This is a genomic window from Pseudomonas sp. PB3P13, from assembly GCF_054897735.1.
The window spans coordinates 2543626-2568698 of the sequence record NZ_CM142702.1; the positions used below are offsets into that span (position 1 = coordinate 2543626).

At 59.6% G+C, this 25073-nt stretch carries 26 protein-coding genes; 11 read left to right on the forward strand and 15 right to left on the reverse strand.

The window, feature by feature from the left end:
• Positions 1–112: 112 nt before the first annotated feature.
• Both ACYZT1_RS11885 and ACYZT1_RS11890 read right to left on the reverse strand, forming a co-directional pair.
• A complete protein-coding gene (locus ACYZT1_RS11885) occupies positions 113–1858 on the reverse strand; it encodes a phosphoethanolamine transferase CptA (RefSeq protein ID WP_462019084.1) in 1746 nt (581 codons plus the stop codon).
• A gap of 270 nt (positions 1859–2128) precedes the next feature.
• Positions 2129–2320, reverse strand: coding sequence for a DUF6026 family protein (locus tag ACYZT1_RS11890; RefSeq protein WP_462019085.1), 192 nt, complete (start codon positions 2318–2320; stop codon positions 2129–2131).
• A 269-nt stretch (positions 2321–2589) separates the two neighbouring features.
• Here ACYZT1_RS11890 and gnd point away from each other — a divergent pair, with 269 nt between their 5' ends.
• Genes gnd through ACYZT1_RS11905 form a run of 3 tightly spaced genes read left to right on the forward strand, consistent with a single transcriptional unit; the run spans position 2590 to position 5911 of the window.
• Positions 2590–3570, forward strand: coding sequence for a phosphogluconate dehydrogenase (NAD(+)-dependent, decarboxylating) (gene gnd / locus ACYZT1_RS11895; protein ID WP_462019086.1), 981 nt, complete (start codon positions 2590–2592; stop codon positions 3568–3570).
• A complete protein-coding gene (zwf, locus tag ACYZT1_RS11900) occupies positions 3567–5093 on the forward strand; it encodes a glucose-6-phosphate dehydrogenase (RefSeq protein ID WP_462019087.1) in 1527 nt (508 codons plus the stop codon). The genes gnd and zwf overlap by 4 nt, the downstream gene beginning before the upstream one ends.
• The gene (locus tag ACYZT1_RS11905; protein ID WP_462019088.1) at positions 5090–5911 is read left to right on the forward strand and encodes an HAD family hydrolase; all 822 of its coding nucleotides are present in this window, start codon (positions 5090–5092) and stop codon (positions 5909–5911) included. Before zwf ends, ACYZT1_RS11905 begins: the two co-directional genes overlap by 4 nt.
• Before the next feature lie 73 nt (positions 5912–5984).
• On the opposite strand, the gene ACYZT1_RS11910 is transcribed toward ACYZT1_RS11905, so the two are convergent.
• From ACYZT1_RS11910 to ppnN, 3 genes are all read right to left on the reverse strand, one after another.
• Complete coding sequence (locus tag ACYZT1_RS11910; protein WP_462019089.1) at positions 5985–6458, reverse strand: LEA/WHy family protein; 474 nt, start codon at positions 6456–6458, stop codon at positions 5985–5987.
• A gap of 57 nt (positions 6459–6515) precedes the next feature.
• Complete coding sequence (locus tag ACYZT1_RS11915) at positions 6516–7988, reverse strand: nucleobase:cation symporter-2 family protein (RefSeq protein WP_462019090.1); 1473 nt, start codon at positions 7986–7988, stop codon at positions 6516–6518.
• Positions 7989–8146: 158 nt separating this feature from the next.
• Positions 8147–9520 carry a nucleotide 5'-monophosphate nucleosidase PpnN gene (gene ppnN, locus ACYZT1_RS11920; protein WP_462019091.1) on the reverse strand — a complete coding sequence of 458 codons (1374 nt, stop codon included), beginning with the start codon at positions 9518–9520 and terminating at the stop codon, positions 8147–8149.
• 212 nt (positions 9521–9732) lie between these two features.
• On the opposite strand from ppnN, the gene ACYZT1_RS11925 reads away from it, so the two are divergent.
• On the forward strand, positions 9733–10260 hold the full coding sequence (locus ACYZT1_RS11925) for a DUF3087 family protein (RefSeq protein ID WP_462019232.1): 528 nt from the start codon (positions 9733–9735) through the stop codon (positions 10258–10260).
• A gap of 33 nt (positions 10261–10293) precedes the next feature.
• On the opposite strand, the gene ACYZT1_RS11930 is transcribed toward ACYZT1_RS11925, so the two are convergent.
• Positions 10294–10668 (reverse strand): DUF2784 domain-containing protein, encoded by a 375-nt coding sequence (locus tag ACYZT1_RS11930; RefSeq protein ID WP_462019092.1) that lies wholly within the window; start codon positions 10666–10668, stop codon positions 10294–10296.
• An 89-nt stretch (positions 10669–10757) separates the two neighbouring features.
• Positions 10758–11903: an acyltransferase family protein gene (locus tag ACYZT1_RS11935; protein ID WP_462019093.1), complete on the reverse strand. Its 1146-nt coding sequence runs from the start codon at positions 11901–11903 to the stop codon at positions 10758–10760.
• 328 nt (positions 11904–12231) lie between these two features.
• Here ACYZT1_RS11935 and ACYZT1_RS11940 point away from each other — a divergent pair, with 328 nt between their 5' ends.
• The gene (locus ACYZT1_RS11940) at positions 12232–14142 is read left to right on the forward strand and encodes a hypothetical protein (RefSeq protein ID WP_462019094.1); all 1911 of its coding nucleotides are present in this window, start codon (positions 12232–12234) and stop codon (positions 14140–14142) included.
• A gap of 59 nt (positions 14143–14201) precedes the next feature.
• Here the strand turns inward: ACYZT1_RS11940 and ACYZT1_RS11945 are convergent, their stop codons facing one another.
• Positions 14202–14474 carry a hypothetical protein gene (locus ACYZT1_RS11945; RefSeq protein ID WP_462019095.1) on the reverse strand — a complete coding sequence of 91 codons (273 nt, stop codon included), beginning with the start codon at positions 14472–14474 and terminating at the stop codon, positions 14202–14204.
• A 237-nt stretch (positions 14475–14711) separates the two neighbouring features.
• The gene (locus ACYZT1_RS11950) at positions 14712–15431 is read right to left on the reverse strand and encodes an SOS response-associated peptidase (RefSeq protein ID WP_462019096.1); all 720 of its coding nucleotides are present in this window, start codon (positions 15429–15431) and stop codon (positions 14712–14714) included.
• 184 nt (positions 15432–15615) lie between these two features.
• On the opposite strand from ACYZT1_RS11950, the gene ACYZT1_RS11955 reads away from it, so the two are divergent.
• Positions 15616–15945: a hypothetical protein gene (locus ACYZT1_RS11955; protein WP_462019097.1), complete on the forward strand. Its 330-nt coding sequence runs from the start codon at positions 15616–15618 to the stop codon at positions 15943–15945.
• Between the two features lie 6 nt (positions 15946–15951).
• On the opposite strand, the gene ACYZT1_RS11960 is transcribed toward ACYZT1_RS11955, so the two are convergent.
• Entirely contained in the window at positions 15952–16740 is a 789-nt protein-coding gene (locus ACYZT1_RS11960; RefSeq protein ID WP_462019098.1) for an alpha/beta hydrolase, read from the reverse strand.
• A 95-nt stretch (positions 16741–16835) separates the two neighbouring features.
• Between ACYZT1_RS11960 and ACYZT1_RS11965 the strand changes: the two genes are divergently transcribed.
• Positions 16836–18122 carry an NTP/NDP exchange transporter gene (locus ACYZT1_RS11965; RefSeq protein ID WP_462019099.1) on the forward strand — a complete coding sequence of 429 codons (1287 nt, stop codon included), beginning with the start codon at positions 16836–16838 and terminating at the stop codon, positions 18120–18122.
• Positions 18109–19053, forward strand: a complete 945-nt coding sequence (locus ACYZT1_RS11970) for an aldo/keto reductase (protein ID WP_462019100.1) — start codon at positions 18109–18111, stop codon at positions 19051–19053. Before ACYZT1_RS11965 ends, ACYZT1_RS11970 begins: the two co-directional genes overlap by 14 nt.
• 12 nt (positions 19054–19065) lie before the next feature.
• Here the strand turns inward: ACYZT1_RS11970 and yghX are convergent, their stop codons facing one another.
• Together yghX and ACYZT1_RS11980 are read right to left on the reverse strand one after the other, a co-directional pair.
• Positions 19066–19953 (reverse strand): YghX family hydrolase, encoded by an 888-nt coding sequence (gene yghX, locus ACYZT1_RS11975; protein ID WP_462019101.1) that lies wholly within the window; start codon positions 19951–19953, stop codon positions 19066–19068.
• Positions 19954–20049: 96 nt separating this feature from the next.
• A complete protein-coding gene (locus tag ACYZT1_RS11980; protein WP_462019102.1) occupies positions 20050–21813 on the reverse strand; it encodes an L-lactate permease in 1764 nt (587 codons plus the stop codon).
• A gap of 226 nt (positions 21814–22039) precedes the next feature.
• On the opposite strand from ACYZT1_RS11980, the gene ACYZT1_RS11985 reads away from it, so the two are divergent.
• Both ACYZT1_RS11985 and ACYZT1_RS11990 read left to right on the forward strand, forming a co-directional pair.
• Positions 22040–22276 (forward strand): hypothetical protein, encoded by a 237-nt coding sequence (locus ACYZT1_RS11985; RefSeq protein ID WP_462019103.1) that lies wholly within the window; start codon positions 22040–22042, stop codon positions 22274–22276.
• A 113-nt stretch (positions 22277–22389) separates the two neighbouring features.
• Positions 22390–22770 (forward strand): RidA family protein, encoded by a 381-nt coding sequence (locus ACYZT1_RS11990; protein ID WP_462019104.1) that lies wholly within the window; start codon positions 22390–22392, stop codon positions 22768–22770.
• An 18-nt stretch (positions 22771–22788) separates the two neighbouring features.
• Here ACYZT1_RS11990 and ACYZT1_RS11995 read toward each other — a convergent pair whose 3' ends face one another.
• The 3 genes from ACYZT1_RS11995 to ACYZT1_RS12005 form a co-directional block, all read right to left on the reverse strand.
• A complete protein-coding gene (locus ACYZT1_RS11995; protein WP_462019106.1) occupies positions 22789–23274 on the reverse strand; it encodes a hypothetical protein in 486 nt (161 codons plus the stop codon).
• 93 nt (positions 23275–23367) lie between these two features.
• Positions 23368–23616 carry a DUF6555 family protein gene (locus ACYZT1_RS12000; protein ID WP_462019107.1) on the reverse strand — a complete coding sequence of 83 codons (249 nt, stop codon included), beginning with the start codon at positions 23614–23616 and terminating at the stop codon, positions 23368–23370.
• A gap of 115 nt (positions 23617–23731) precedes the next feature.
• Entirely contained in the window at positions 23732–24289 is a 558-nt protein-coding gene (locus ACYZT1_RS12005) for an ATP-dependent Clp protease proteolytic subunit (protein WP_462019108.1), read from the reverse strand.
• Positions 24290–24625: 336 nt separating this feature from the next.
• Between ACYZT1_RS12005 and ACYZT1_RS12010 the strand changes: the two genes are divergently transcribed.
• Positions 24626–25072, forward strand: coding sequence for a cupin domain-containing protein (locus ACYZT1_RS12010; protein WP_462019109.1), 447 nt, complete (start codon positions 24626–24628; stop codon positions 25070–25072).
• The last annotated feature ends 1 nt before the right edge of the window (position 25073 follow it).

Genomic DNA, 25073 nt, shown 5'->3' on the forward strand with positions numbered 1-25073 from the left:
GTCCTGGGGGGCCCGAAGATCCTGTAGCAGCTGCCGAGCCTGCGAGGCTGCGTCCGGCGCGATGGGTCGCGATCGGACGCAGGCTGCGCCAGCTGCTGCGTAGAGCGTGTTGTTACTTGAGGACAAGGTCTGCAGGGTCGGCTGTCACTTTGGGCTTGATCAGGCTGAAGTCGATCAAGGCCTTTTGCTGGCGCTGATAAGGATTACCGATCAATAGCGGTCGCGGTTTGAAACTGTCGCTGACCAGGCTCTTGCTGCGATCAAGCTCGTCAAAACTCAACCCGGCCATGTCCGCCCAGGTGTGAATCAGGTGCGAGCTGCTGTAAGGCCGGCCCAGATCGGCGGTGAAGTTCCAGTCATGGTTTTCACGCCATTTCGGCGACGCCCAGGCCATGAACGGAATCGTGTACATCGGCGCCGTCGGCTTGCTCTCGTTGCGACCCAATGTGCCGTGGCCCGGTGAGTCGAACACGTCTTCGCCGTGATCGGAGAGGTACAGCAGGAAACCGTTCGGATCGGATTTGGCGTAATCCTTGATCAGGCTCGACACCACAAAATCGTTGTACAGCACCGCATTGTCGTAGCTGTTGTACGTCGGCAACTGATCATCGCGCACGCCGTCGGGCACGCCGTTACGGTCTTTGAATCTGTCGAACGTCGACGGATAGCGGTATTGGTAGCTCATGTGCGTGCCGAGCAGGTGCACGACGATCAACTTGCGCGGCGCGGCATCGGTCAGCGCCTTGTTGAACGGCGCAATCACGTCACCATCGTACTGAGCGGCGTTCTGGTTACGGTTGTTGTTCAGGTACACCTGCTCGTCGGCCTGTTCGGAGAAGGTCGTGAGCATGGTGTTGCGCTTGGTCATGGTTTGCTGATTGGTGATCCAGAAGGTCTTGTAACCGGCCTGTTTCATCATGCTGACCAGCGACGGCGTCGACAGGTACAAATCAGGATTGTCTTCATCGGCAAATGTCAGGACTTGCTGCAACGCCTCGATGGTGTAGGGGCGCGGAGTAATGACGTTGTCGAAAACCGACAGCTGATCCTTGAGTTTGTCCAGCTCCGGCGTGGTTTTGCGCGGGTAACCATACAAACTCATGCGCTGCCGGTTGGTCGATTCGCCAATCACCAGTACCAGGGTCTGTGGCTGGTCAGCCGTAGCGTCCTTGAGGTTTTTCAGCGGGGCGATCTTGCTCGCGCTGTGCAGCATGTCCTGCATGCCGGCGAGGGTGTCGAGATAGCGGTGATAGGCCACAGCCATCTGCCATGGCACGGCCGGTTCGATGCGGCTTTCAAACTTCTCGAAACCGCCGGCGAAGCTGCCGGTGCGCAAGGTCTGTTTGGCTAGCGGATAACCGACCACCGCCACCACGAGGGCGGTCGCCGCTACCCATGCGCGCCCGCGCGACAGGTACACCGGGCGCAGACGCGTCCACAGGAACCCTGCGAAAAGGGTGTGCGCGAGGAATGCCGCGACCATCCACCAGGCGAAATACTGGGTCATGTACTCGCCGGCTTCAGCGATGTTCGACTCGAACATGATGAAGATGACGCTTTGCGAAAATTCCTGCTGGTAAATGAAGAAGTAGCCCAGGCTCGCCATCGAGCATGCCCACAGCAGCACGCCGATGACTGCCGCCATCACGCGAGTCTGTTTCGGGAACAGCAACATCGGGGCGAGCCAGATTGCACTCACCACGAAGGCCTGGCGGAACCCGCTGAAACCCGAGGTGCCCGTCAGTTGAATCAGCAGTTGGGTGATGCCGGAGAAGTACCAGAAGAACATGAACAGCCAGAGAAATCCGGCCCAATCGAAACCTTTCGCAGTCGTGTTGCTGCGTTCAAACGTCGCCATTCAGGGCTCCAGCAGATGATTCGAGGTGGCTGGCGCAGGCAGCGGCAGCGAATGGCGACCACGCAGGATTCGGCGGCGGCCACAATGAAGCAACTATGACCGGGGGGCTGTGAAAAGTTCGTGAGCTACTTTATTTTGCGACGGCTGGGGAGGTATCGCGCTGCAACCGCACGCCGCGCAGGGAAAATAAACGGGCACAAAAAAACCAGGCTGATCATCGAGACAGATGGTCTGAGCCTGGTTTTTTGACTAATTACCGTTTCTGGCGAATTAGTTGTGCAGCGCTTTTTTTGTCGTGGGTGGCAGCCGGTAGTCCGTGGGCTGCAACAGCTGCAAACGCTCCTGCAAATGAGCGACTTCGCGCATGAGCAACTCGCGCTCCTCGCGCAACTGACGCAGTTCGTCACGACGAATAGTCACGTACAGGGTTTGTAGGGGACGTGCGGTCATCTGAGTGTCCATGGCTCACCTCGAAGCTTGCATCAACTGTGTTTTGGCCGCTTCTCAAGCGGTACATAACACTATCGGCCGCAATTTTGATTTCTTTTGCCCTGAATGGGAACTTTTTTATTTTTCATGGTCGGTGTGCCTTCAGCACGATTCCCGACGTTATCTGTCTGGATCGGGCACAATGCCCGGAAACTTCAGGCCAATGCTCTGGACTAACCCCCATTAGTCGCGTTGGGCTATAACCTTTGACACACTTTATTTGCAGTAGGGAGCATCAGCACATGCAACTCGGGATTATTGGACTGGGCCGCATGGGCGGCAATATTGCGCGGCGCCTGATGCTCAACGGTCACTCCACCGTTGTGTACGACCGCAATACCGCGTTTGTCGATAACCTCGCAGCCGAAGGCTCCAAAGGCGTTATCGACCTGCCAGCCCTGGTTGCCGGCCTGGCCAAACCGCGCGCCGTGTGGGTCATGCTGCCAGCCGGTGCGCCGACTGAAGACACCATCGAAGTGTTGAGCACGTTGCTGGAACCTGGCGACACCATCATCGACGGCGGCAACACCTTTTATAAAGACGATATCCGCCGGGCGAAAAGCCTCTCGGAAAAAGGTCTGCATTACGTTGACGTCGGCACCTCCGGCGGCGTCTGGGGCCTGGAACGCGGTTATTGCATGATGATCGGCGGCGAAGCCGAAGTGGTTAAACGCCTCGACCCGCTGTTCGCCAGCCTGGCCCCGGGCATGGGCGATATCCCGCGTACCAGGGACCGCAAGTCCGAAGATGACCGTGCCGAGCGCGGCTACATTCACGCCGGTCCGGCCGGTTCCGGACACTTCGTGAAAATGATCCACAACGGCATCGAGTACGGAATGATGCAGGCCTTCGCCGAAGGCTTCGATATTCTCAAGACCAAGGCCAGTGAAAACCTGCCGGAAGACCAGCGCTTTGATCTCAATGTCGCTGATATCGCCGAAGTCTGGCGTCGTGGCAGCGTCGTGTCGTCGTGGTTGCTCGACCTGACGGCTGATGCTCTGGCCAGCGATCCGCAGCTCGAAGGTTACTCCGGTTCGGTGGCGGACAGCGGCGAAGGTCGCTGGACCATCGAGGCTGCCATGGAGCAAGCGGTGCCGGTACCGGTGCTGTCCAACTCGTTGTTCTCGCGCTACCGTTCGCGCGGGCAGGGCACTTTCGGCGACAAGGTTCTTTCGGCCCAGCGCTTCGGCTTCGGCGGCCACGTGGAGACTTCGAAAAAATGACCCGTCTGATCCGCAATAAATCCAAGGCTGAACCCGCTCCGCCGACCACGCTGTTTCTGTTCGGCGCGCATGGCGATCTGGTCAAGCGTCTGCTGATGCCGGCGCTGTACAACCTGAGTCGCGACGGGTTGCTGGGGGATGGATTGCGGATCGTCGGTGTTGACCACAACGCCATTACCGATGAAGCCTTCGCGAAAAAACTCGAAGACTTCATCCGTACAGAAGTGGCGACCAAGGTCGGCAAGGGCGACGACGAAATTCTCGATCCGCACTTGTGGGCCAAGCTCGCCAGCGGCATCAGCTACGTCCAGGGTGACTTCCTGGACGGCAGCACTTATCAAGCCCTGGCGGCAAAAATTGCCGCCAGCGGCACCGGCAATGCGGTGTTCTACCTGGCCACCGCGCCGCGTTTTTTCAGTGAAGTGGTGCGGCGGCTGGGCGCTGCCGGCCTGCTTCAGGAAACGCCCGACGCCTTCCGAAGGGTGGTGATTGAAAAACCCTTCGGCTCCGATTTGCCGACAGCCGTAGCCTTGAACGCTTGCCTGCTTGGCGTGATGTCGGAAAACCAGATTTACCGGATCGATCACTACCTGGGCAAGGAGACGGTGCAGAACATTCTGATCAGCCGTTTCTCCAACAGCCTGTTCGAAGCATTCTGGAACAACCATTACATCGACCACGTGCAGATCACCGCTGCCGAAACCGTCGGCGTCGAAACCCGTGGCAGTTTTTACGAACACACGGGTGCCTTGCGCGACATGGTGCCCAATCACCTGTTTCAGCTGCTGGCGATGGTGGCCATGGAACCGCCGGCCGCGTTCGGTGCAGACGCGGTTCGCGGCGAGAAAGCCAAGGTAGTCGGAGCGATTCGCCCGTGGTCTACCGAAGAGGCGCGGGCCAACTCGGTTCGCGGCCAATACACGTCGGGCGATGTGGATGGCAAGCCATTGCCCGGTTATCGCCAGGAAAACAACGTGGCGCCCGACAGCAGCACCGAGACCTACGTTGCGCTCAAAGTCATGATCGACAACTGGCGCTGGGTCGGCGTGCCGTTTTACCTGCGCACCGGCAAGCGCATGAGCGTGCGTGACACCGAAATCGTCATCTGCTTCAAACCGGCGCCGTACGCGCAGTTCCGCGACACCGAGGTCGATGAGCTGCAACCCACCTATCTGCGGATTCAGATCCAGCCCAACGAAGGCATGTGGTTCGACCTGCTGGCCAAACGGCCGGGGCCGGCGCTGACAATGGCCAACATCGAGCTGGGTTTTGCCTACAAGGATTTCTTTGAAATGCAGCCGTCTACCGGCTACGAAACGCTGATCTACGACTGCCTGACCGGTGACCAAACGCTGTTCCAGCGTGCTGACAACATCGAGAATGGCTGGCGTGCGGTACAGCCGTTCCTCGATGCCTGGCAGCAGGACGCTCGCGTCGAGCCTTACGCGGCGGGTGAGGACGGACCGGCAGCAGCCGAGGATTTACTGGCTCGCGACGGTCGCGTCTGGCATGGCCTCGGATGAGTGAGCCGACGCAACAACCCATCCGATTTCTGCTGAGCGACATGGACGGCACCTTGCTGCTGCCCGATCACAGCCTGAGTCAGCGCACCATTGATGCCGTGCGTTCCCTTCGCGAGGCGGGCGTGCTGTTTAGCCTGGCCACCGGCCGGCCGCCGAAAGCGATGCTGCAACAGATCGAAGCCCTCGGCGTCGATCTGCCGACAGCAGCGTTCAATGGCGGCACCATCATCAATCCGGACGGCTCGTTGCTGGTCGCGCATTACCTGCCAGCGACGGTCGCGCTGACAGCATTGACCCTGTTTGCCGATTTGCCGGACATTGAAGTGTGGGTGTTCAGTGGTGGCGACTGGCTGCTCAAGGATCCGACCGGGCCAATGGTGCCGCGCGAACAGCGTGGTCTGGGGTATCCGCCGGTTGTGGTCGAGTCGTTCGAACCGTACTTGCAGCGCATCGACAAGATCGTCGCGGCGAGCAACAACGCTGAACTGTTGATCGAGCTGGAAGCCCGTTTGCTGGCCAGACTTGAAGGTCAGGCACAGGTCTCACGCTCGCAACCGATCTACCTGGACGTCACTGCGCTGCTGGCGAACAAGGGTGAAGCGCTGGCCACACTTGCCGCGTACCTCGGTGTACCGCTGGAGCAGACGGCTGCCATGGGTGACGGCGGCAACGACCCGGCCATGTTCCACCGCGCTGGGTTATCGATTGCCATGGGACAGGCCGAAGACGCCGTAAAGCGCCAGGCAGACGTCATCACTGCAGCCAACACCGAAGACGGCGCGGCCCAGGCGATCGAACGCTACATTCTCCGCCGATAGCTCAAACCTCTGTGGGCAAAGCTTGCTCGCGAAAGCGGGCTGCACTCCCACATTGATCGCAGTAAATCAGGGGTCACCAGGTGCCGGTCGCAGCCCCCGGCAAACTCAGCTTGCCAGTGTCGACGAACCGCATCGTGCCAAACAAGCCTCCGGCCAGCTTGCCGCGCAGGACGTAGGGCAGGTTATCCAGGGTTTGCGTCTGGCTCAGGCCCAGCGTCTGGCGAAAAATGGAGAACGCCGACACGCTCACCGGCACGGTCAGCACGGTCTCGGAAAAGCGCGCGATCGACCCTGACTGATCACTGACTCCGGAAGCGAGGGGCTGGCCGTTGACCTCCAGATCCAGGGCCACGCCGCTGTAATCGATGGTCGTGTCATTGGGATTCTGCACGCGGATTTTCACCGCAAAACGCACTTCCATGCCTTGACCTTGCATCGGCTCAAGCCCGACCACGTTGATGTTCAACGGGTCGCGCTGGGGCAGCAGGGAGCAGGCGTTGAGGGCCAGCATCAGCAGGGAAAGGATCAACGCGTGGACACGGCGCATGAGCACACTCACTGGAAAGAAAAAGGCTGAACCTCCAGAACTCGGCCTCAAGCCTGCCTAGCGGTTTATCTGTCCGACCACCCCGGGCACTGCCGGTTCAGCCTTGCTCGTCACCTCGGGGTTTTCCATTACCTGAAGAATCGAGGCTTCCGGATCGAAATCATCTTCTTCCAGCTCGATGAATTCTTCCGGCAGGAAGATATTCAGTACGATAGCGCACAGCGCGCCGACGGTGATCGGCGACTCGAAGATGTTGTGCAGCGCCTTGGGCAGTTCACGCAACACCTCCGGCACCGCCGCGACACCCAGGCCCAGGCCGATGGAAATGGCCACGATCAGCATGTTGCGCCGATGCAGGCCAGCCTCGGCGAGGATCTTGATGCCCGCCACCGCGACCGTACCGAACATCACCAGCTCGGCACCGCCCAGCACTGGTTTGGGCATCAGTTGCAGTACCGCGCCAATCATCGGGAACAGCCCCAGCACCACGAGCAGACCGGCGATAAAAAACGCCACGTAGCGGCTCGCTACGCCCGTCAACTGAATCACCCCGTTATTTTGCGCGAACGTCACCATCGGCATGCTGTTGAACACGGCCGCCATCGCCGAGTTGAGCCCGTCGGCCAGCAGCCCGGACTTGATCCGGCGAATGTACAGCGGACCCTTGACCGGTTGCCGGGAGATCATCGAGTTGGCGGTGAGATCGCCCGCGGCCTCCAGCGGCGACACCAGAAAAATCACCGCGACCGGTATGAACGCCACCCAATCGAAATTGAACCCGTATTTGAACGGCACCGGGACGCTCATCAGCGGCACCTCGGGCATGCTGGCGAAATCCACGTGCCCCATCAACCACGCCACCGCATAACCGAGGGTCAGGCCGATCACGATCGCCCCGAGGCGCAGAAACGGCACATCCACCCGGTTCAACAGCACAATCGTCCCGAGCACCAACGCGGCCAGCGCCAGGTGACTGGCGGCGCCAAGGTCCGGCGCGCCAAAACCGCCGGCGATATCGGTCATGGCGACCTTGATCAGCGACAGCCCCATCAACGTGATGATCGTGCCGGTGACCACCGGTGTGATCAGCATCCGCAATTTGCCAATGAACTGGCTCAGCAGCACCTCGATGAACGCGGCAAAAAAACACACGCCGAAGATCGTCGACAGTATTTCGTCGGTGCCGCCCCCGCGAGCCTTGACCATGAACCCGGCGCTGAGGATCACGCTGATGAATGAAAAACTGGTGCCTTGCAGACACAGCAGGCCAGAGCCGACCGGGCCGAAGCGTTTCGCCTGGACGAAGGTGCCCAGGCCCGAAACGAACAGGGCCATGCTGATCAGGTAGGGGATTTCGCTTTGCAGGCCCAGGGCGCTGCCCATGATCAGCGTGGGTGTGATGATGCCGACGAAACTGGCCAGCACATGTTGCAGTGCGGCGAATACCGTTGCGGTCAGGTGAGGACGGTCGTCGAGACCATAAATGAGATCGTTGTTGCGTGGGGCGAAGGCTTTTTCAGAAGCGGTCATGATGATTTGCGTGCCTGCAGGCGGCCGGGTCGGAAAATGGACGCGCAGGATGCCAGAAAGCCCCTTGTCTAGCGAGCGATCAGCCTTTGGATGCCAAGGCTTCCCAATGACGAGCCGTGGCGATCAGGTTTGCTGCTTCGCCACGGTCGTCAGCAGTTTTACGCGACCACTCGATAACACGGCACATAAGCCGCGCCGCCGGGCAGTTTCATCCGGTGCTGGGCGACGAACGCCTTGAGCAACTGATCCAGTGGTTGCATGATCGCCGCGTCGCCGCGGATCTGATACGGGCCGTGTTCTTCGATCAGGCGGATGCCCTTGTCCTTGACGTTGCCGGCGACGATGCCGGAGAACGCACGGCGCAGGTTGGCGGCCAGTTCGTGAGCGGGCAGGTCGCGGCTCAGTTTCAGGTTGGCCATGTTTTCGTGCGTCGGGTCGAACGGGCGCTGGAAGCCTTCGTCGATCTTCAGCAGCCAGTTGAAATGGAATGCGTCATTGCGCTCGCGGCGGAACTGTTTCACCGCTTTCAAACCTTGGGTCATTTGCCGGGCCACTTCCGCCGGGTCGTCGATAATGATCTCGTAATGCTGCTTGGCCGCTTCCCCCAGCGTCGCGCCGACAAACGCGTCGAGTTGCTCCAGGTACGGTGCCGAATGTTTGGGCCCGGTGAGGATCACGGGGAACGGCAGACCTTTGTTGTCCGGGTGCATCAGAATGCCGAGCAGGTACAGAAATTCTTCAGCGGTGCCGGCGCCGCCCGGGAAAATGATGATGCCGTGACCAACGCGGACGAAGGCTTCCAGACGTTTTTCGATGTCCGGCAGAATCACCAGTTCGTTGACGATCGGGTTCGGCGCTTCGGCGGCGATGATGCCGGGTTCGGTCAGGCCGAGGTAGCGTCCGCCGTGGATGCGCTGCTTGGCGTGGGCGATGGTTGCGCCCTTCATCGGGCCTTTCATTACGCCTGGGCCGCAACCGGTGCAAATGTCGAGGCTGCGCAGGCCCAGTTCGTGGCCGACTTCCTTGGTGTATTTGTACTCTTCGGTATTGATCGAGTGCCCGCCCCAGCAGACCACGATCTTCGGCTCGATGCCGGGACGCAAGGTGCGCGCGTTGCGCAGCAGGTGGAACACGTAGTCGCTGATACCCTGGGACGTGCTCAGGTCAATGCGCTGGCTGTCGAGCTCGTTCTCGGTGTAGACGATATCGCGCAGCGCGCTGAACAGCATTTCACGGGTGCTGGCGATCATTTCGCCATCGACAAAGGCGTTGGCCGGTGCGTTCAGCAGTTCGAGGCGCACGCCACGGTCCTGCTGGTGAATGCGAATTTCGAAATCCTTGTAAGCTTCCAGAATGGTCTTGGCGTTATCTACGTGGGCGCCGGTGTTGAGAATGGCCAGGGCGCACTGGCGGAAGAGGGTGTAGGTGCTGCCGGATCCAGCTTCGCTCAGTTGTTGAACTTCACGTTGAGAAAGGGTTTCCAGGCTGCCTTTGGGGCTGACCGAGGCGTTGATGACATGTCGTTGGGTCATTCAGTAATCCTTAAAACGATGTCACCCGCCCGACGGCGCATGGCATCCGAATAGTGTGTATCCATGAAAGAAGATGGCACGAACCGAGCGGTATCGCCACGTTCCCCTTTGACGATGAAAAGATGTAAAGGAGCCCCAGCATAGCTAAATCCCCCACAGAGGCGATAATGCCCGGCAATCTTTTCGTTGATGACTTGAGGAAACCCGTCGCAATGTTCGATATCCAGCCGCAGAATCCCGAGCTCTACCGCCGCCAGACGCGCCGCAGCACAATGATCATCGCGCTGATTTTTCTGGCCCTGGCGATGACGCTGTCGACGGCGGCGGTCAGTCTGTTTGGCGAGCCGGACGGCGACAATCTGCGCTTCAACGTCGGTGGCGTGTTCGTCGCGGTGTTGCTGATGGTCGCGCTGATGCGCAGTGTGTTTTGGGAACAGGCCTGGATGGCCCCGGCGGTGTACGGCTGGCAGCTCAAGCGCAGCCTGATGTGTGTCACCAACGTCATGCATCAGGTGAAAGCGGCGGTGCAAAGGGACGATCCCGGCGCCATGAAATTGCTGCGCTTCTACCACCTGGGTCTGAGCCAGATGCACGAACTCGACGGGAACTCCAGTGATCACGGGCAGCTGTTACAGGAAATGGAACAGCACAAGGCGCGGATGGAAGCGCTTGGCATCGACCCGGACCAGACGCGGTTGAATCCCGCCTGGATCGAGACCGTGAAGCAATCGGCGCCCTGATCAAGTGCCCGGAGTGTATTTGTCCGTTGAGTTTCAAAGGGACCGATGGGTTGTCCGGCGTCTGATCAGCGTGGCGTAAATCAGCAGATTGATCCCCAACACCACTGCGCCCAGCACCCATTGGATGGCGGGGGTCAGACCTGCCGGATAAATGATCAGCCAGACATAATGTTCGATGAATCCGCCGCCATAGCCGGTTTGCCCGGCCGCGCGACGGGTGAGGTTTTCCCAGGTTGTCAGCGGACAGGGCAGGTGCAGTATTTCGACGCATACGCCCCAGACTGCGGCGGGCAGATGCAGCCAGACCAGCCGCCACCATTTGAGCACCAGCAGCCCGCCGAACAGCACGAATAGAATGAACGCCAAATGAAACAGCACCAGGCCGTCGGCGGCGATTCGATAAAGCATCCTGACTCCCGGGCTTGCAGGCCAATGCCGACAGTTTTGCGCGAAGTGTGCTTCGCGTACAGACCGGCATGCAGGTCCCGGTCTGGCAATCAGTCAGCATCAGGTCTTAACACGGGGTTGCGGTGCGCAGGTTTATCGGCAAGCGCTCGACCAAGGGCTTGCCCGGTCATTTCGATATACCGGTAGGTAAACATCGACACCACAACGACACACCCCACTACCAGCAAAGCGATGAGGTTGTTCAGCCATACGTTACCAAGGTCCAGATAGCGGGTGCCGTCGATCATGGGCGCGATGTCGATACCGAAGATTTTTTTCGCGACCATAAACGCTGACACAACGCAAAACAGTACGGCCGCGTGGGTCAGGTAGATGGAATAGGACAACTTGCCGAGAAAACCGAAGAACCGTCCCGCCAATAACCGCGACACCGCTCCACCATCGAAAGCGAAGATCACCACGATCACACCGAACAACGGACTGGCCACCAGGGGCTTTGCTTCAAAGTCATTGACGACGAAAACCAGCGCCGCCGCGACCGCCACCACTTCCAGCGAGGTCAGCAACAAGGTATTGGTCCGGCCGGGATGGGGCATCTTCACGAAGGCGGTATAGGCCAGGCAACCGGTGAAAAAGTAGGCGAGCCCGCGCAGCGACTCAATGGTAAAAAAAGTATTGCCTGCGTACACCAGCGCCAGGGCGACGACGACGGTCGTTGCCCATATCCAGGTTCTGAAGCCAAAAGCAATGCTCAGTATCAGCGCAAAGATCATATAGGTGTAGTACTCGATACTGATGCTCCACGACGGATAATTGAACGACAGTGGATTGGTCAAATGGGTCCAGGATTGCATGAGCAACGCATTAGGCAGGATTTCCGACGGGGCGAACTTTCCGGTAAACGGCGCATTGTTAAAGTCCATGCCTTTTTGAAAAGCAATGTACCGGCCGCACTCCAGTACTATAAATACGCATAACATGAACAGGTGCAGCGGTAACAAGCGGAAAGTCCGCGTTATAAAGAACCGTCTGAAATTAAATTGGATGGAACTGCCGTAAGCGTGCGTCAGTACAAAGCCGCTCAATACAAAAAAGAACGATACAAATACTTCCGCATGGCGAAACAACAACCATTCGGTGAAACTGCCGCTGACGCGCAGGTGATAAAGCACTACTGAAACAGCCATCAGCCCTCTGAAACTGTCCAGCGAATCAAACCGCTGCTCTGCGCGCATGGTCAGGCTCCTTCGTGTGCATGGCGCCTTGGTTGACGCTGAAAAACCGGCTGATCTGATGTGACGTTAGCAGCGCTCTTTGAAAGAGCAAGCCGGTTTATTGCTGTTATGACGAAACTGCAATCGACGCAATTACGGCGTCAAAAAAACTGCGGGTGTCAATGATCTTTCCAGCCCCCGGTGCAGGCATCCCGAATAGAAGTTTTAATACCATTCATCGTAGATCCGTACTATTTTTCTCGTGAAAGTTACATTCGGACTACTGTACAGAGCGAATAATGGCAAAACGCCAAGCTTGTGGGTTGGGCAGACGTAACGGGAAGCAACTATGAACCGCATTGCCGTGGTAGTGATGCTCACATTGTGCAGTTTGGTCGAGGCTGCCCCGATGCGCTGGGGGGATGTTCGCGACGGCAGCCTCTATCTGCAGGCGACCCACGACGACACGTTGCGTGTCAGCTGGGTACCGGCCTGGCAGACCGATTCCAATGAAGAACGCATTTACCTGCTGGACGGCCAGGGGCAGTTGCGAGGCGAGCGTTTCATACCCGCCAGCGAAGGTCGCGGTGAACAAAAATGGGCATTGCCCGCCAGCGCCGCCAGTTATCGCGTGGAAGTGCCAGGCTATAGTTTCAGACGCTATCGATTTGAGCATGACGACCAGACCGTCGCCCTGTTCGCGCCGACAAAGGTGCATTTCAGCGCCGAGACCTCATCCAACACCGAACTGTATTTCAAGGTCCGCGCCGGTGAACGCGCGATTCTGAGTGGCAAATATTTCGGTGGTGTGAGGGTTCTGGCTGCCGAACGACTGGGCGATGGCACCAGAGTCGAGTTGAAACTCAAGCCCCACAAAGAGTACCCGCGGTTCGACCAGATTGACTTGCCCGTCAGCGAAAAGGATCAAGACTGGCGTTTGCGCCTGCAAGGTCGAGGCAAGGCGGCCTTCTGGCTGGACGGCACCGCCAACCTGTTCGCGCAGCGGCCGCAACACTTGCAGACGCTTCGCCAGGACCCTGGCCACACCGAGCTCACCCTGCATTCCGGGGTGCTTGGCCCTACGCCGCGCCTGGGCGTTGCTTTGCCCTACATACTTCCGCCGCCGGCAAGCCATGCCGCACTCGATGCGCTCAAGCCTGGTGCGGGTGCCTTTTACAGCGCCGTCGACATCCTGGCCGCTCAGCCTCATTACGAAGATGCCTTCAGACGTTTTTATCTGGAACGCGGTGGCATTGAGGTGAATATCACCTTGCTGGCCGGCAGTGGGCGCAAGGCCGACCTGGAGGCCAACGGGCAGAGCATCGCGGGGCTGGACGCCTGGCTGGCGGCCACGGTTGCCTTGGGGCGCGGCACTCACTACCTTTCTTTCGCCGATGAGCCCAACTACAACTACCGCGACTATGCGACGTACAAGCGCTTCTTCGACGCCATGTATCGGCAGGTGCGCGATTATCCGGGCGCACGTGAAGCGGGCGTGCGTATTGCAATGCCTGCCAGCTCGCGCTTCGTCAACGGGCCGTTTATCCCGCAAGGCGGCCAACACCGTGGCATCGATTGGGCCCGGCGCATGCTCAAGGAATCGGGACCGCAAATCGATGCCCTGGCCTGGCACGAGTGGATGATTCGCGACCTGCTGGCCACGCGGACATACCGCGATGCTGTTCGCCAGGCTGCGCACGTTGTCGGCCTGCAAGCCGATGGCCGGCCTCGTAAGGCGCTGTTGCTGGACCAGACCAATATTTCCAGCGGTTCAAGTGTCAGCCCCTATGAACAGGAGACACATTTTGCATCGCTCTGGTGGGCGTCGGTCGCCATCAATTCAGCCCAGGACGGATTGCTCGACATGCTCAACTGGTTTCAGGCCGCTGACGATCCGCATCACCTTAAAGGCATGATCCGTATGCCCGGGCCTGATCGCTTCGAGCTCAAACCGGTAGGACTCGCACATCAGTTCATTCAGTCGCACTGGCTCGACCAGGTCCTGCGCCTGGACAACAGCGCGTTCGAGGTCGATGCCTTGGCGATGGTCCGCGGTCAGGAACGCAGCGTATTGGGGGTAAACAAAGGCGAGCGCCTGCAACGGATCAGCCTGCAGGGCGCAGACACTGTCTGCCCGTCCCTGGCGCTTTTCGGCCCTGACAGCCGTAGCCGCATTGCCACTGTCGAGTGCCGGGATGGACGCATTCGTTTTGAAGTACCCGAGGAAACCATCTTCGCCCTGACATGGCGTGCATCGTGAAAGCGATTTGGCGCTGCTGCACAGGCTGGATCAGCAAAGCCAAATGCCGCCAACCCGGATCAATCGTCGTTCGGGGGCAGTTCATCGGGATGGGCTGCCCTGTAACCCAACGTTTTGTCGATCCACGCATTCAACTCGTTGACCCTTACCGGCGGTTTGCCAGGATAGTGCTTGAGGGTCAAACGCAGGCGGCTTTCAATTCCCGAAACTGATCGAAGATTGCGGGTCTTGATGTATTGTTCGATAAAGCAGTCGAGCTGGTAGTGTTCAGTCTTGGACAAATGAACACACGACAGACTCACGACTGGATTCAGTGAAAAATCATCGCGCAAGGGTAATACTCTTCAGGTCTAGGTGTAATGGATTTTCCCGGAATTCGCCGACTCTTTGACCAGCTGAAAAAGCAATGGAAACGCGGCGCAGATGCTATCCGGAGTGACCCAAAATGTATGTAGGACAAGCCGATTGTCTGACAAGCGGCGCGGTATCAGTCTGTCTTGCTGTAACAGAATATTTCGCAGCGGAACAGGCAAGGTAACGAGTGCCGGTTTGAGGGGGCTGTACAGGTATTAATCAATCAGCGGTATTTGGCGATATTGATCGGATCCAATCTCCTCATCGATCAACGAGGCCTGCTTGTTTCGGACATTGCCCACGGCTTTACTGACCCGGTACCACTCGAAAGCGTCACTGTTCTCACCCTGTAACAGCGCCATCTGCTCCGCACGTTCGCGGGGGGTGGCCGGGTCGAGCCATTCCCGCGCCAGCTCCGGGGTAAAGACCACCGGCCGGCGGTCGTGTATATCGAGCATGCCACCGGCGCTGTCGGCCGTGATGATCACAAAGCCGTCATCGTCGCGCGCCAGCCCACCTCGTACAGGAAACTGGCCGATGGCGGCACAGAACACGGGCGCGCGATCCCGACGGCGAATCAACCAGGGCTGGCGGGTTGAATCACCGGCCTCAGTGACCCATTCAAACCAGCTATCGACCGGCACGATCGCCCGGCTCGGCCAGATCGATCTGAAGAAAGGCCCGTGGGCGACTTTTTCGACGCGCGCGTTGATCGGCGCTGCACGATTTTTCGCCCAATGCGGCCGCCATCCCCAACGTACTTTGTCCGCTACCAGCCCGTCATCCTCGAGGTGCAGCAACGCCAGCTGATCCGTTGGCGCGGCGTTGTAACCGGCCAGCGGCTCATTGCCGACGTGATTGATCAACGCATCGGGAATGCTCAACACCGCGACGAAGTCATGGATGCCGCGGTACTGCGTCAGGCGTCCGCACATGGATTTGACCTCCAGCCGAGAATCCTCAGGTTTGTTATCTGGAGTCCTGTCCTGACCTGCAAGTTCGCCCCGGCAGACAGGCAGGCTCAGTCTGATAGTGGAAAACAAGGCATTTTGCTGGCCCCGCTGAAGCCATTGTCTCGGCAAAATCGCTTCATTTTCAGCCGGTTAAGGCAGGGTTCAAATGAGGATTGTATGGATCACACTGGTTTCCCTGGGCCTGACGGGCATCGCTGCCTCCACCTTCGCCAAAGAACTCAAAGAGAATGACCGCTACATGTGCAGCTGGGGCGCGGGCACGGCTGCAAGGGCGCAGGAGCTGAAGCTGGCCGGCGTGTCGTTGTACGCCGCCCGGCAGAAGATCCAGGCGTACAAATTCAACAAGGCGTGGATGCGCATGATGGCCATGGGCATTACCGAGCAGACCTACGACAGCCCGTCGCGACTCAAGCCCGCCGCGCTGCGCAAGAGCTTCTACGACGATTGCCTGCGCTACAAACTGGCGCGCAAGTGATCGCGCTCAAAGGCCTTCCTGCAACAGCTTCAGGTAATCGGGGCTCGCTGACAGCGAATTGTGCCCCACGTCCGGTACGACCTTTAAGGTCGCCACTCCGGCAGCGAAGTGCGTTAACAGCGCCTCCGTGCTGGCGCGCGGGATGACTTCGTCATTCCCGGCTGTGACCAACAACGTCGGCACGGCAATGTGAGCGGCGTATTTCCATGATTCGAATTTGTCCTTCAACAGCCATCTCACCGGAAATACCGGGTTTTGGCGTATCGCGAGATCTTCCAGGCTGTTGTACGGCGTGATCAGCACCAACCGCGCCGCCGGTCGTTGACTGGCCAGGCGCACCGCGACGCCCGAGCCGAGGCTGCGGCCGATCACGGCGATCTGCGGATGCACGTGATAAACACTGTCGAACAGTGTCATCGCATCGCGCTGAATCGCTTCCTCCGACGGCGAACCGCTGCTGCCGCCGAAACCCCGGTAGTGCATCAGGTACAGCGCGTGTTCGGGAAACGCCTCGCTGAATTGGGCCAGGTTCTGCGAAACATCTTCGGCATTGCCGCCAAAATAAAGCAGTGCTTTGGACCCCGCGCGGGGTCTCACGCTGACCAGCACTTGCGCGTCGGCAACCGCCAGCGTCATCAAGGTTTCGGCACCGCCAACGGCACGCGGTTGCGGGAAATAGATCAACGAACGCTGAAAAACGAACAGCGCCCCGCAGAGGGCCAGGTACAGCACGACGACGATAGCGACGATGTACATCAGTGTCCGCGACATTCGACTAACGTTAGAGGTCGGCATCGATTTCTCTCGGCCGTGGTGTGCAGGTGCTGGAGCGCTGTCAGAGTGTAGTTGAAGCCCGCATCGAGCGAGAATGGCCGAAGAGGAGGGGAGCGATGCCCATCGCCGCTAAATGGCTGAACGTTTTGCCCGGCGAAAGGACCGCGCTGATGTTGGGCTTTGCGTTTCATTTTTGCGTGCTCGCCAGCTATTACCTGGTGCGACCGCTGCGCGATGCCTTGGGTCTGGAGGGCGGCGCCGGTCAGCTGCAGTGGTTGTTCACTGCAACGTTCGTGGTGATGCTGCTGATGGTGCCGGTGTTCGGTGCGCTCGCCTCGCGGTTGCCTGCCACGCGTTTCGTGCCGCTGATTTATCGTGCGATTGCTTTGTCGATGCTGCTGTTCGGTGGATTGATCGCCAATCACGTCGCACCGGTGGCGGTCGGGCGGGTGTTCTTCGTCTGGATCAGCATCTACAACCTGTTCATTGTTTCGATTTTCTGGAGCGTGCTGGTCGACCGTTTCTCCAGCGAACAGGGGCGGCGGCTGTTTGGCTTCATCGCGGCGGGCGGCACTCTTGGCACGTTCATCGGGCCGCTCCTGGCGGCGACCATGGCCACGCGACTCGGGCCGGTGGCGCTGACGGTTGCGGCGGCGGTGCTGCTGGAAATCGCGGTGCGCTGCTTTCGTGCCTTGTTGTCACGCACAGACTCGCAAAGTGGCCGTTCGTCGCTGGATGACCGGCGCATGGGCGGTGGCATGCTCGCCGGTATCACCTTGATTTTGCACTCGCGCTACCTGCTCGGGCTGGTGCTGTTCATGCTGTTGCACACCAGCGCGGCGACTTTGTTGTATTTCGAGCAGGGACGAATTGTCGCCGACAGCTATTCTGATGTGGCCAGCAGGACGCAGTTTTTCGCCTTGGTCGATTTGACCGTGTCGGCGCTGACCCTGATCTTTCAACTGCTGCTGACCGCGCCGTTGATTCGCCTGATTGGGGTCGGCGGCGCACTGGTTATGTTGCCGCTGGCGACGATCGTCGCGTTTAGCGCCATGGCGATGGCGCCGGTGCCCGCCACCGTGGCCCTGGCCCAAGGCCTGCGCCGGGCCGTCGAATTTGCCATCGTGCGACCGGCGCGCGAAGTGCTGTGGACCGTGGTCAGCCGCGAAGAAAAGTACAAGGCCAAGAACGTCATCGAGACGCTGGTCTATCGCGGTGGCGACGCCGCCAGCGGCTGGTTGTCCGTCGGGTTGACGACGCTGGGCGCGGGGTTCGGGCTGGTGGCGCTGGTGATCGTGCCGATTGCCGGACTGTGGGGCGTTTTATGTGCCTGGCTGGCCCGGCAACAGGCGCACAAGGCGCAGCGCAACGAAGCGGAGGAACACGGCCATGAGCCGCACTGAAGGTTTTACACGTCGCAGATTACTCACGCTGGCTGCCGGTGCTTCGGCGGTTCTCACCTTCGATCGGGCCTTTTCAGCCACTGCGCCATCGAAGGACACAGGAGGCAAGACCATGCAGACCCGCGCCATTCCTTCCACCTCCGAGCCCTTGCCGCTGGTCGGTCTGGGCACCTATCGCGGCTTCGACGTGGCGCCCGCCGACGCGGCCTACAAGAATCTGCCCGCCGTGCTCAGTGCGCTGTTCGAAAAAGGTGGAACGGTCATCGACAGCTCGCCCATGTATGGCCGCGCCGAACAGACCACTGGCGAATTGCTGTCTATCCACGAACCGCGTTCGCCGGCGTTTCTGGCGACCAAGGTGTGGACGCGCGGGCGCGAAGAAGGCATTGCGCAAATGGAAGCATCCTTCAAGTTGCTGCAGACCGACCGCATCGACCTGATGCAGATCCATAATCTGCTCGACTGGAAAACCCATATGCCGACCTTGCGCAAATGGAAGGAAGAAGGGCGCATTCGCTACATCGGCATCACTCATTACACGGCGTCGGCCTACGATGAGGTAGAGGCCGTGCTGAAGGCCGAGCCGCTGGATTTTCTGCAGATCAACTACGCCCTGGATGATCGTGGCGTGGAGAAACGCATCCTGCCGCTGTGTCGGGAACGCGCAGTGGCGGTGATGTGCAATCGGCCATTCGGCGGCGGCGGACTGCTCAGCCGCTTGCAGGGCAAACCGCTGCCGGGTTGGGCGTCTCAGGTGCAGGTCAACAGCTGGCCGCAATTGGTGCTGAAATTCCTGCTGGCGCATTCGGCGGTCACCTGCGTAATCCCCGGCACCGGCAATCCGCGATACATGGCGGACAATGCCGGCGCAGGGTTTGGCCCGATGTTGACCGGTGCGCAGCGCGAACAACTGATCGATCTTGTGGGGTAGAGCGCGGTTGGTTCAAACCAGATAACGGCGGAACCAGCCCAGCGTCCTGTCCCAGGCGAGCCGGGCTGCCGCTTCGTCGTAGCGCGGCGTCGAATCGTTGTGAAAGCCGTGGTTGGCCCCCGGGTAGATCCAGGTTTCGTACGTCTTGCCGCTTGCTTTCAGCGCTTGCTCATAGGCTGGCCAGCCTTCGTTGATGCGCGTGTCCAGCTCGCCGTAATGAATCATCACCGGCGCCTTGATCCGCGGGACATCCTTGGCGTCCGGTTGCCGGCCGTAGAAGGACACGGCCGCGCCCAGTTCCGGATAAGCCACTGCGGCGGCATTGGCCACACCGCCGCCATAACAGAACCCGGTGATGCCGACTTTGCCGGTGGTCGCGTCGTGCTGCATCAGCCACTCGATGGCGGCGAAAAAGTCGTTCATCAGTTTTTCGGGATTCACGGTCGCCTGCAGCTCGCGGCCCTTGTCATCGTTGCCAGGGTAACCGCCCACGGACGTCAGGCCATCCGGCGCCAGCGCAATGAACCCGGCCTTGGCCACCCGCCGCGCGACGTCTTCGATGTACGGGTTGAGCCCGCGATTTTCATGCACCACCACCACGGCCGGCACCTTGCCGGTGGCCTTGGCCGGACGCACCAGGTAGCCACGGACCTGGCCGTTGCCTTTCGGTGAAGGGTAGGTGATGTATTCGGCAATGATGTCCGGGTCGGTGAATTCGATCTGTTCGGCCAGCGCATAGTTGGGGCTCAGCGCGGCGAGTAGCGCGCCGGCAGTCAAGCCACCGAAGGTGAACAGCGCCGCACGGTCAAGAAACTCGCGCCGGTTGATCTTGCCATGCGCGTAGTAGTCGTAGAGTTCCAGCAGTTGCGGGGCAAAATCTTTTGCGGTGAGTCGAGTCATCTGTTCGGTCCCTCTTGATGGTGGATGAGCATTGATGTTGCAGGAGCCAGGTTTGCTCGCGATGGGCAAACCTGGCTCCCCGTGGTGAAGATCGCGTCAGCGTCCGCCAACGACCATGCTGCTGAACGGTTCCACGTATGCCTGCAACGTCACCAGCCCGCCGACCAGAATGGCCAGGACGATCGAGTGGAAGAAAACGTAGCGCAGGATTTCCCCTTCATGGCCATACCAGCGCGTGGCAGTCGACGCCACCACGATGGACTGCGCGTCGACCATTTTGCCCATGACCCCACCGGAGCTGTTGGCGGCGGCCATCAGCACCGGGCTCAGGCCCAGTTGCTCGGCGGTCACCCGCTGCAGGCCACCGAACAGCACGTTGGAGGCCGTGTCCGAGCCGGTCAGCGCGACGCCGAGCCAGCCGAGCAGCGTGCCGAACATCGGGTAGAAAATCCCCGTCGCCGCGAACGCCAGGCCCATCGTCGCGTCCAGCCCGGAATAGCGCGTGAGAAAGCCCAGCGCGAGCATGGCGACAATGGTGATCAGCGAGTAACGCACCACCCACAGCGTTCGCACGTATTGGCTGATCAGCTGCGGAATCGAATAGCCCATCAGCAACCCGCCGAGGATCGCCGACAACAGGATGCCGCTGCCGGTGGCGGTGAGCCAGTTGAAGCGATACACCGCGTCTTCGGTTTTGGCCGTCGGCACCACTGGCGGTACTTTTTCGATCTGCTGGTGGATGGTCGAGAAGGTGATGGTCGGGGCGAAAACCGGGTTGGCTTCGCGCATGGGCTTGCCTTGCGGATCGAGCTTGGCCGAATGGGTCACCGGGTCGATGACCTGGCGAGTGTCAAAAATGTTCTTGAAGCTCTGCGTGCCCCAGGCGAACACGAAAATGGTCAGAATGATCCACGGCATCCACGCGCGCATCACCGCCGAACGGTTTTCGCTGTTGAAGCTTGAGGTCGCGGTCGGTTTTACATCGTGCTCTTCGGCAATTTTAGAGTTGTCGACCCGCCCCGACAGCGCGGCGGAGGTATGGATGGTCGCCGGTTTCCAGATTTTGATGAAACCGGTCAGGCAAGCCATGGAGATCAGTGCCGCGATCACGTCCACCAGTTGCGGCCCGTGATAGTTCGAGACGATAAATTGCGGGACGGCGAAGCTGACCCCGGCCACCAGAATCGCCGGCCAGATTTCCATCATCTTGCGCCAGCCGGCGAATGCCCAGATCAACCAGAACGGCACGATCACCGAGAAAAACGGCAGTTGCCGCCCGACCATCATCGACAATTCCATTTCGTCCAGCCCGGTCACTTTGGCCAGGGTGATGATCGGCGTGCCCAGTGCACCGAACGCGACGGGTGCGGTGTTGGCGATCAATGCCAGGCCGGAGGCGGCCAGCGGTGAAAAGCCCAGGCCGATGAGGATGGCCCCGGTCACTGCCACCGGCGTGCCGAAACCGGCAGCGCCTTCGAAGAACGCGCCGAAGCAGAAGGCGATCAGCAGCAGCTGCAATCGTCGGTCATCGGTGATCCGCGCCAGGGAATCCTGCAGCACCTTGAACGAACCGTTCTCGGTGGTCAGTCGGTGCAGGAAAATGATGTTGAGCACGATCCAGCCGATCGGCAGCAGACCGTTGGCGGCGCCGTACAGCGCGGCGGAACCCGCCATGTCGGCGGGCATGTCGAAAGCGAAAATCGCAATGAGCAAGGCTGAACCCAAGGCCATCAGGGCCGCCAGGTGCGCTTTGACGTGGAAAAACGCGAGGGCCGCCAGCATCACCACAACCGGCACTGCCGCCATGATGGTTGAAAGCACCGGGCTATTGAACGGATCGTAGATTTGCTGCCAGACCATGTTCCACCTCTGCTTTTATTGTTGGTAATGCAGACCCCGGGGGGGGACGGTGGCTTGTAGTATAGGTGGCATTGCGCCGCTGTCAGGCCGGGCTTTCTATCGGTTTGAGTGAGCCGTTTTGGTGCGTGGTCAGCCTGTGGAAACGAATCTGCTCGCCCCTGGCTGAGCTAAGCTGAGCCGAGCAAATAACGCGATTGACCTGTCCACGACGAAGAGGAACGCAGCGATGACAGAACGGCATCTGGTTCATACTGAAACGCTTTCCAACGGATGCGAGATCAAGGTCAAGGCCGAAATATTGCGGGACGGTTCGTTGGGGATGTTTATCGGGGTTTACTTGCCTGGTGGCACGGCGGTTGAGGAAAACGACCACCCCTCGCTGCATTTCCTCGATATGGAAGCGGCGATGGAGTGGGGGGTTGAACAGGCCAGGACGATCGGCAACAGTCAGCAGACGTTATAACGCTGGGCGTCGAAGGCTTTCCATGGCCACTGCAGGTTTTTGAACGGCTGCCTGAACAACCCGCCAGCGAGCCTGTAAACTGCGCCTCTTTCCTCCCCAAACAAGAGCACCTCATGGCCAACCAAGATATCGCCTTCCTGCCTGACCCTGACGCCGATTCCATCTCATCAGACGTTGCCGGTTTTGGCGGTCTGCTGGTGTCCACGCAGATTCCCACCCGCGCCGATGGCAATCTCGAGTTGGGTGGGATCGTTGAGCAAAGCGAGTGCACGCTGCAGGCGTTGAAGGTGGCGCTTGAGCGTGCTGGCAGTTCGATGGATCGGGTGCTGCATCTGACCATTTACCTCACCGATATGGCCGATCGCGCCGCATTCAATGAGGTCTACAAGCGCTTTTTCGCCAAACCCTGGCCCGTGCGGGCGGCGGTCGGTGTCGCGGCACTGGCAGTTGATGGCATGCGTGTGGAAGTGACTGCAATGGCGGCGAAAGGCTGAAGCCCGAGGATCAGCGCATCACGTGCAACTGACGCTGACGGCTTTGGCGGCGCGTAGCAGTTGCTGTTTGACATCGACCGGGATGCGCTGTTTTTTCAAGCGCTGTTCGAGGAAAATCTGCTCGCCACGGGTGTCCACCTCAGCGTCGATCACGGCGTTCTTGGCTTCAATCGACGCCGCGTGGGCCTCGATGGCCCGGTCCACTTCCGCCTCATTGGTGGCAGCATCCAGCGCCCGGATCAGCGCCGCCACTTCATCTTCCTCGGCCTTGGCGTAATCCTCCACCGTCAGGCCGGCCGCGAGTGCCCGCGCCTGTACTTCCACAGCCTTGAGAGTCTGCTTGGCTTCGCCGCACAACGATTGCTGTGTCTTGGTGCCGACCGCGTCCCAGTGCCAGAGTCCGTAGGTGGTCGTGGCGACCAGCGCTACAACGATGAAAGCGGCCAGAATTCGCTTGGCGGCGACGCTTTCAAATGCCTGGAAGGTGACTTTTCGCTCAAACATTGTGTTGCCTCTGCCAAGGAACTGAAAGCGTAGCACCTGGATCGGTTTACCTCCGATTGGCGTGATCGTGCAAGCAGCACGCGAAGCGGCTGGTCAAACCTCGGTCCAGTCTATGGTTGCGGATTCACGCCATCTCACCTCGGTGATGCCATAACGCTCGGCCTGCGGCTTTGAAAGCGTCTTCAGAGGTGGCCGTCCCGGCTTGGGAATCGGCGCAATGCCGGCGTCACAGCTTGCCCAATGCCACGCGTCCGCGTTCTGCATCATTTGCGCGCGAATGATGAAGGATTTGGCCTTGCCATGAAGGTTGTATTCAATGATGTACAGTCCCGTGCGGTTCATAAGGCCCCCTTAATGCTCTTAAGCAAATGAGTGGACCCGTCAAAAAAAATTCAAAAGATTTGCGCGGTGAATTTTAGCCGTTGATTTGCAATGGATTTTCTTGAGTGCTGCGGGACTATCCGCCGCTGACTGTCCAGTGCTTCACGCCTTCTTCAAACACCATTTGCCTGATCTCGTAAGCGATTCCATACGCCAGGGAGTCTTCGGCGGCAATGACTTTTTCCTCGGCCGACAGGCAGTGGAAAATGTCCAGTTTGGTCTCGGCGTGGGCGGTTTCCAGGGAGAAAATTTGCACATAGCGCGCCAGGTCGTTGTCCAGGCTGGACAGGTATTCGCGCAGGCGCTGGTGGTCGACGGATTTCTGATTGAAATACCAGTTCATCGGATGAATCAGAAAGCGCGAGTGTGGCGAGGTGATCCGATGCCCCGCGGCCAGAAACATGATCATGCCCATCGACTCGATATTGCCGGCATTGACCGCGCAGATCGGCACCGGCAATGACTTCAGAAAGGTGTACAACGTGAAACCGAAGTTGGTACTGCCACCGGTGGTGGACAGATTGAGCATCAGCGAGGTGGCGCCCTGAGTCAGGGCTTCCAGGCAGCAGTCACGGAAGCGCTCGGTGGTGCCCTGATCGATCTGGCAATGGAAGTGGACGATGTGTTCGCTCATCGGCTTGTCCTGCTCTGTGGAGGGCCGGTTCAGCCCGATCACCTGTTTCAAGGATTGACCCGTTTCAGAAAAAATCAAAGTTCCAGCGCAGACGCATCCTTGTATGAGCTGCCGAGCCCGCGAGGCTGCGTCCGGCTCGGGCCGCGATCGGACGTAGCCTCGCAGGCTCGGCAGCTGTTTACGGGGGCCTGCGAGAACACTGGATTTGTATCGCCACGTATCGTCGGCTCGCGCGGCCATGTTCGCTTACAAAACCACGCCTCACCGACACGTGCGCGATACACGGCACCGGCTTAATTGGGCCACCACACACGGTATCCATCTGGAGAAATCGCCATGTCGTCAAGCCAGTTCCACCACCCGGGCCGCCTGTTCACCTTCGCGCTAGCCACCGCGGCTGCCCTCGCAAGCTACTCGGGCGTGTCGCAAGCCGCTGACCCTGTGCCGGCCAAGAGCTGGCAGGCCGGGCTGCATCGCACTGACTTGCTGCGCGAGGACCTCGATGTGTCGGGGCGTGAAGTGATTCAGGTCCGCGTCGACTTCGAGCCGGGCGTCGCTTCCCCGAATCACTCCCATCCGGGTGTTGAGGTGGCTTACGTCATCGAGGGGACGTTCGAATATCAACTCGAGGGCCAGCCGCCGGTGACGCTCAAAGCAGGTGATTCGCTGTACATACCGGCGGGCGCTGCGCACATCGCCAAAAATATCGGCAGCAATCGCGCTTCCGAGCTGGCCACGTACATCGTCGAAAAAAGCGTGCCGCTGGTGGTGATCAAGCCATAGG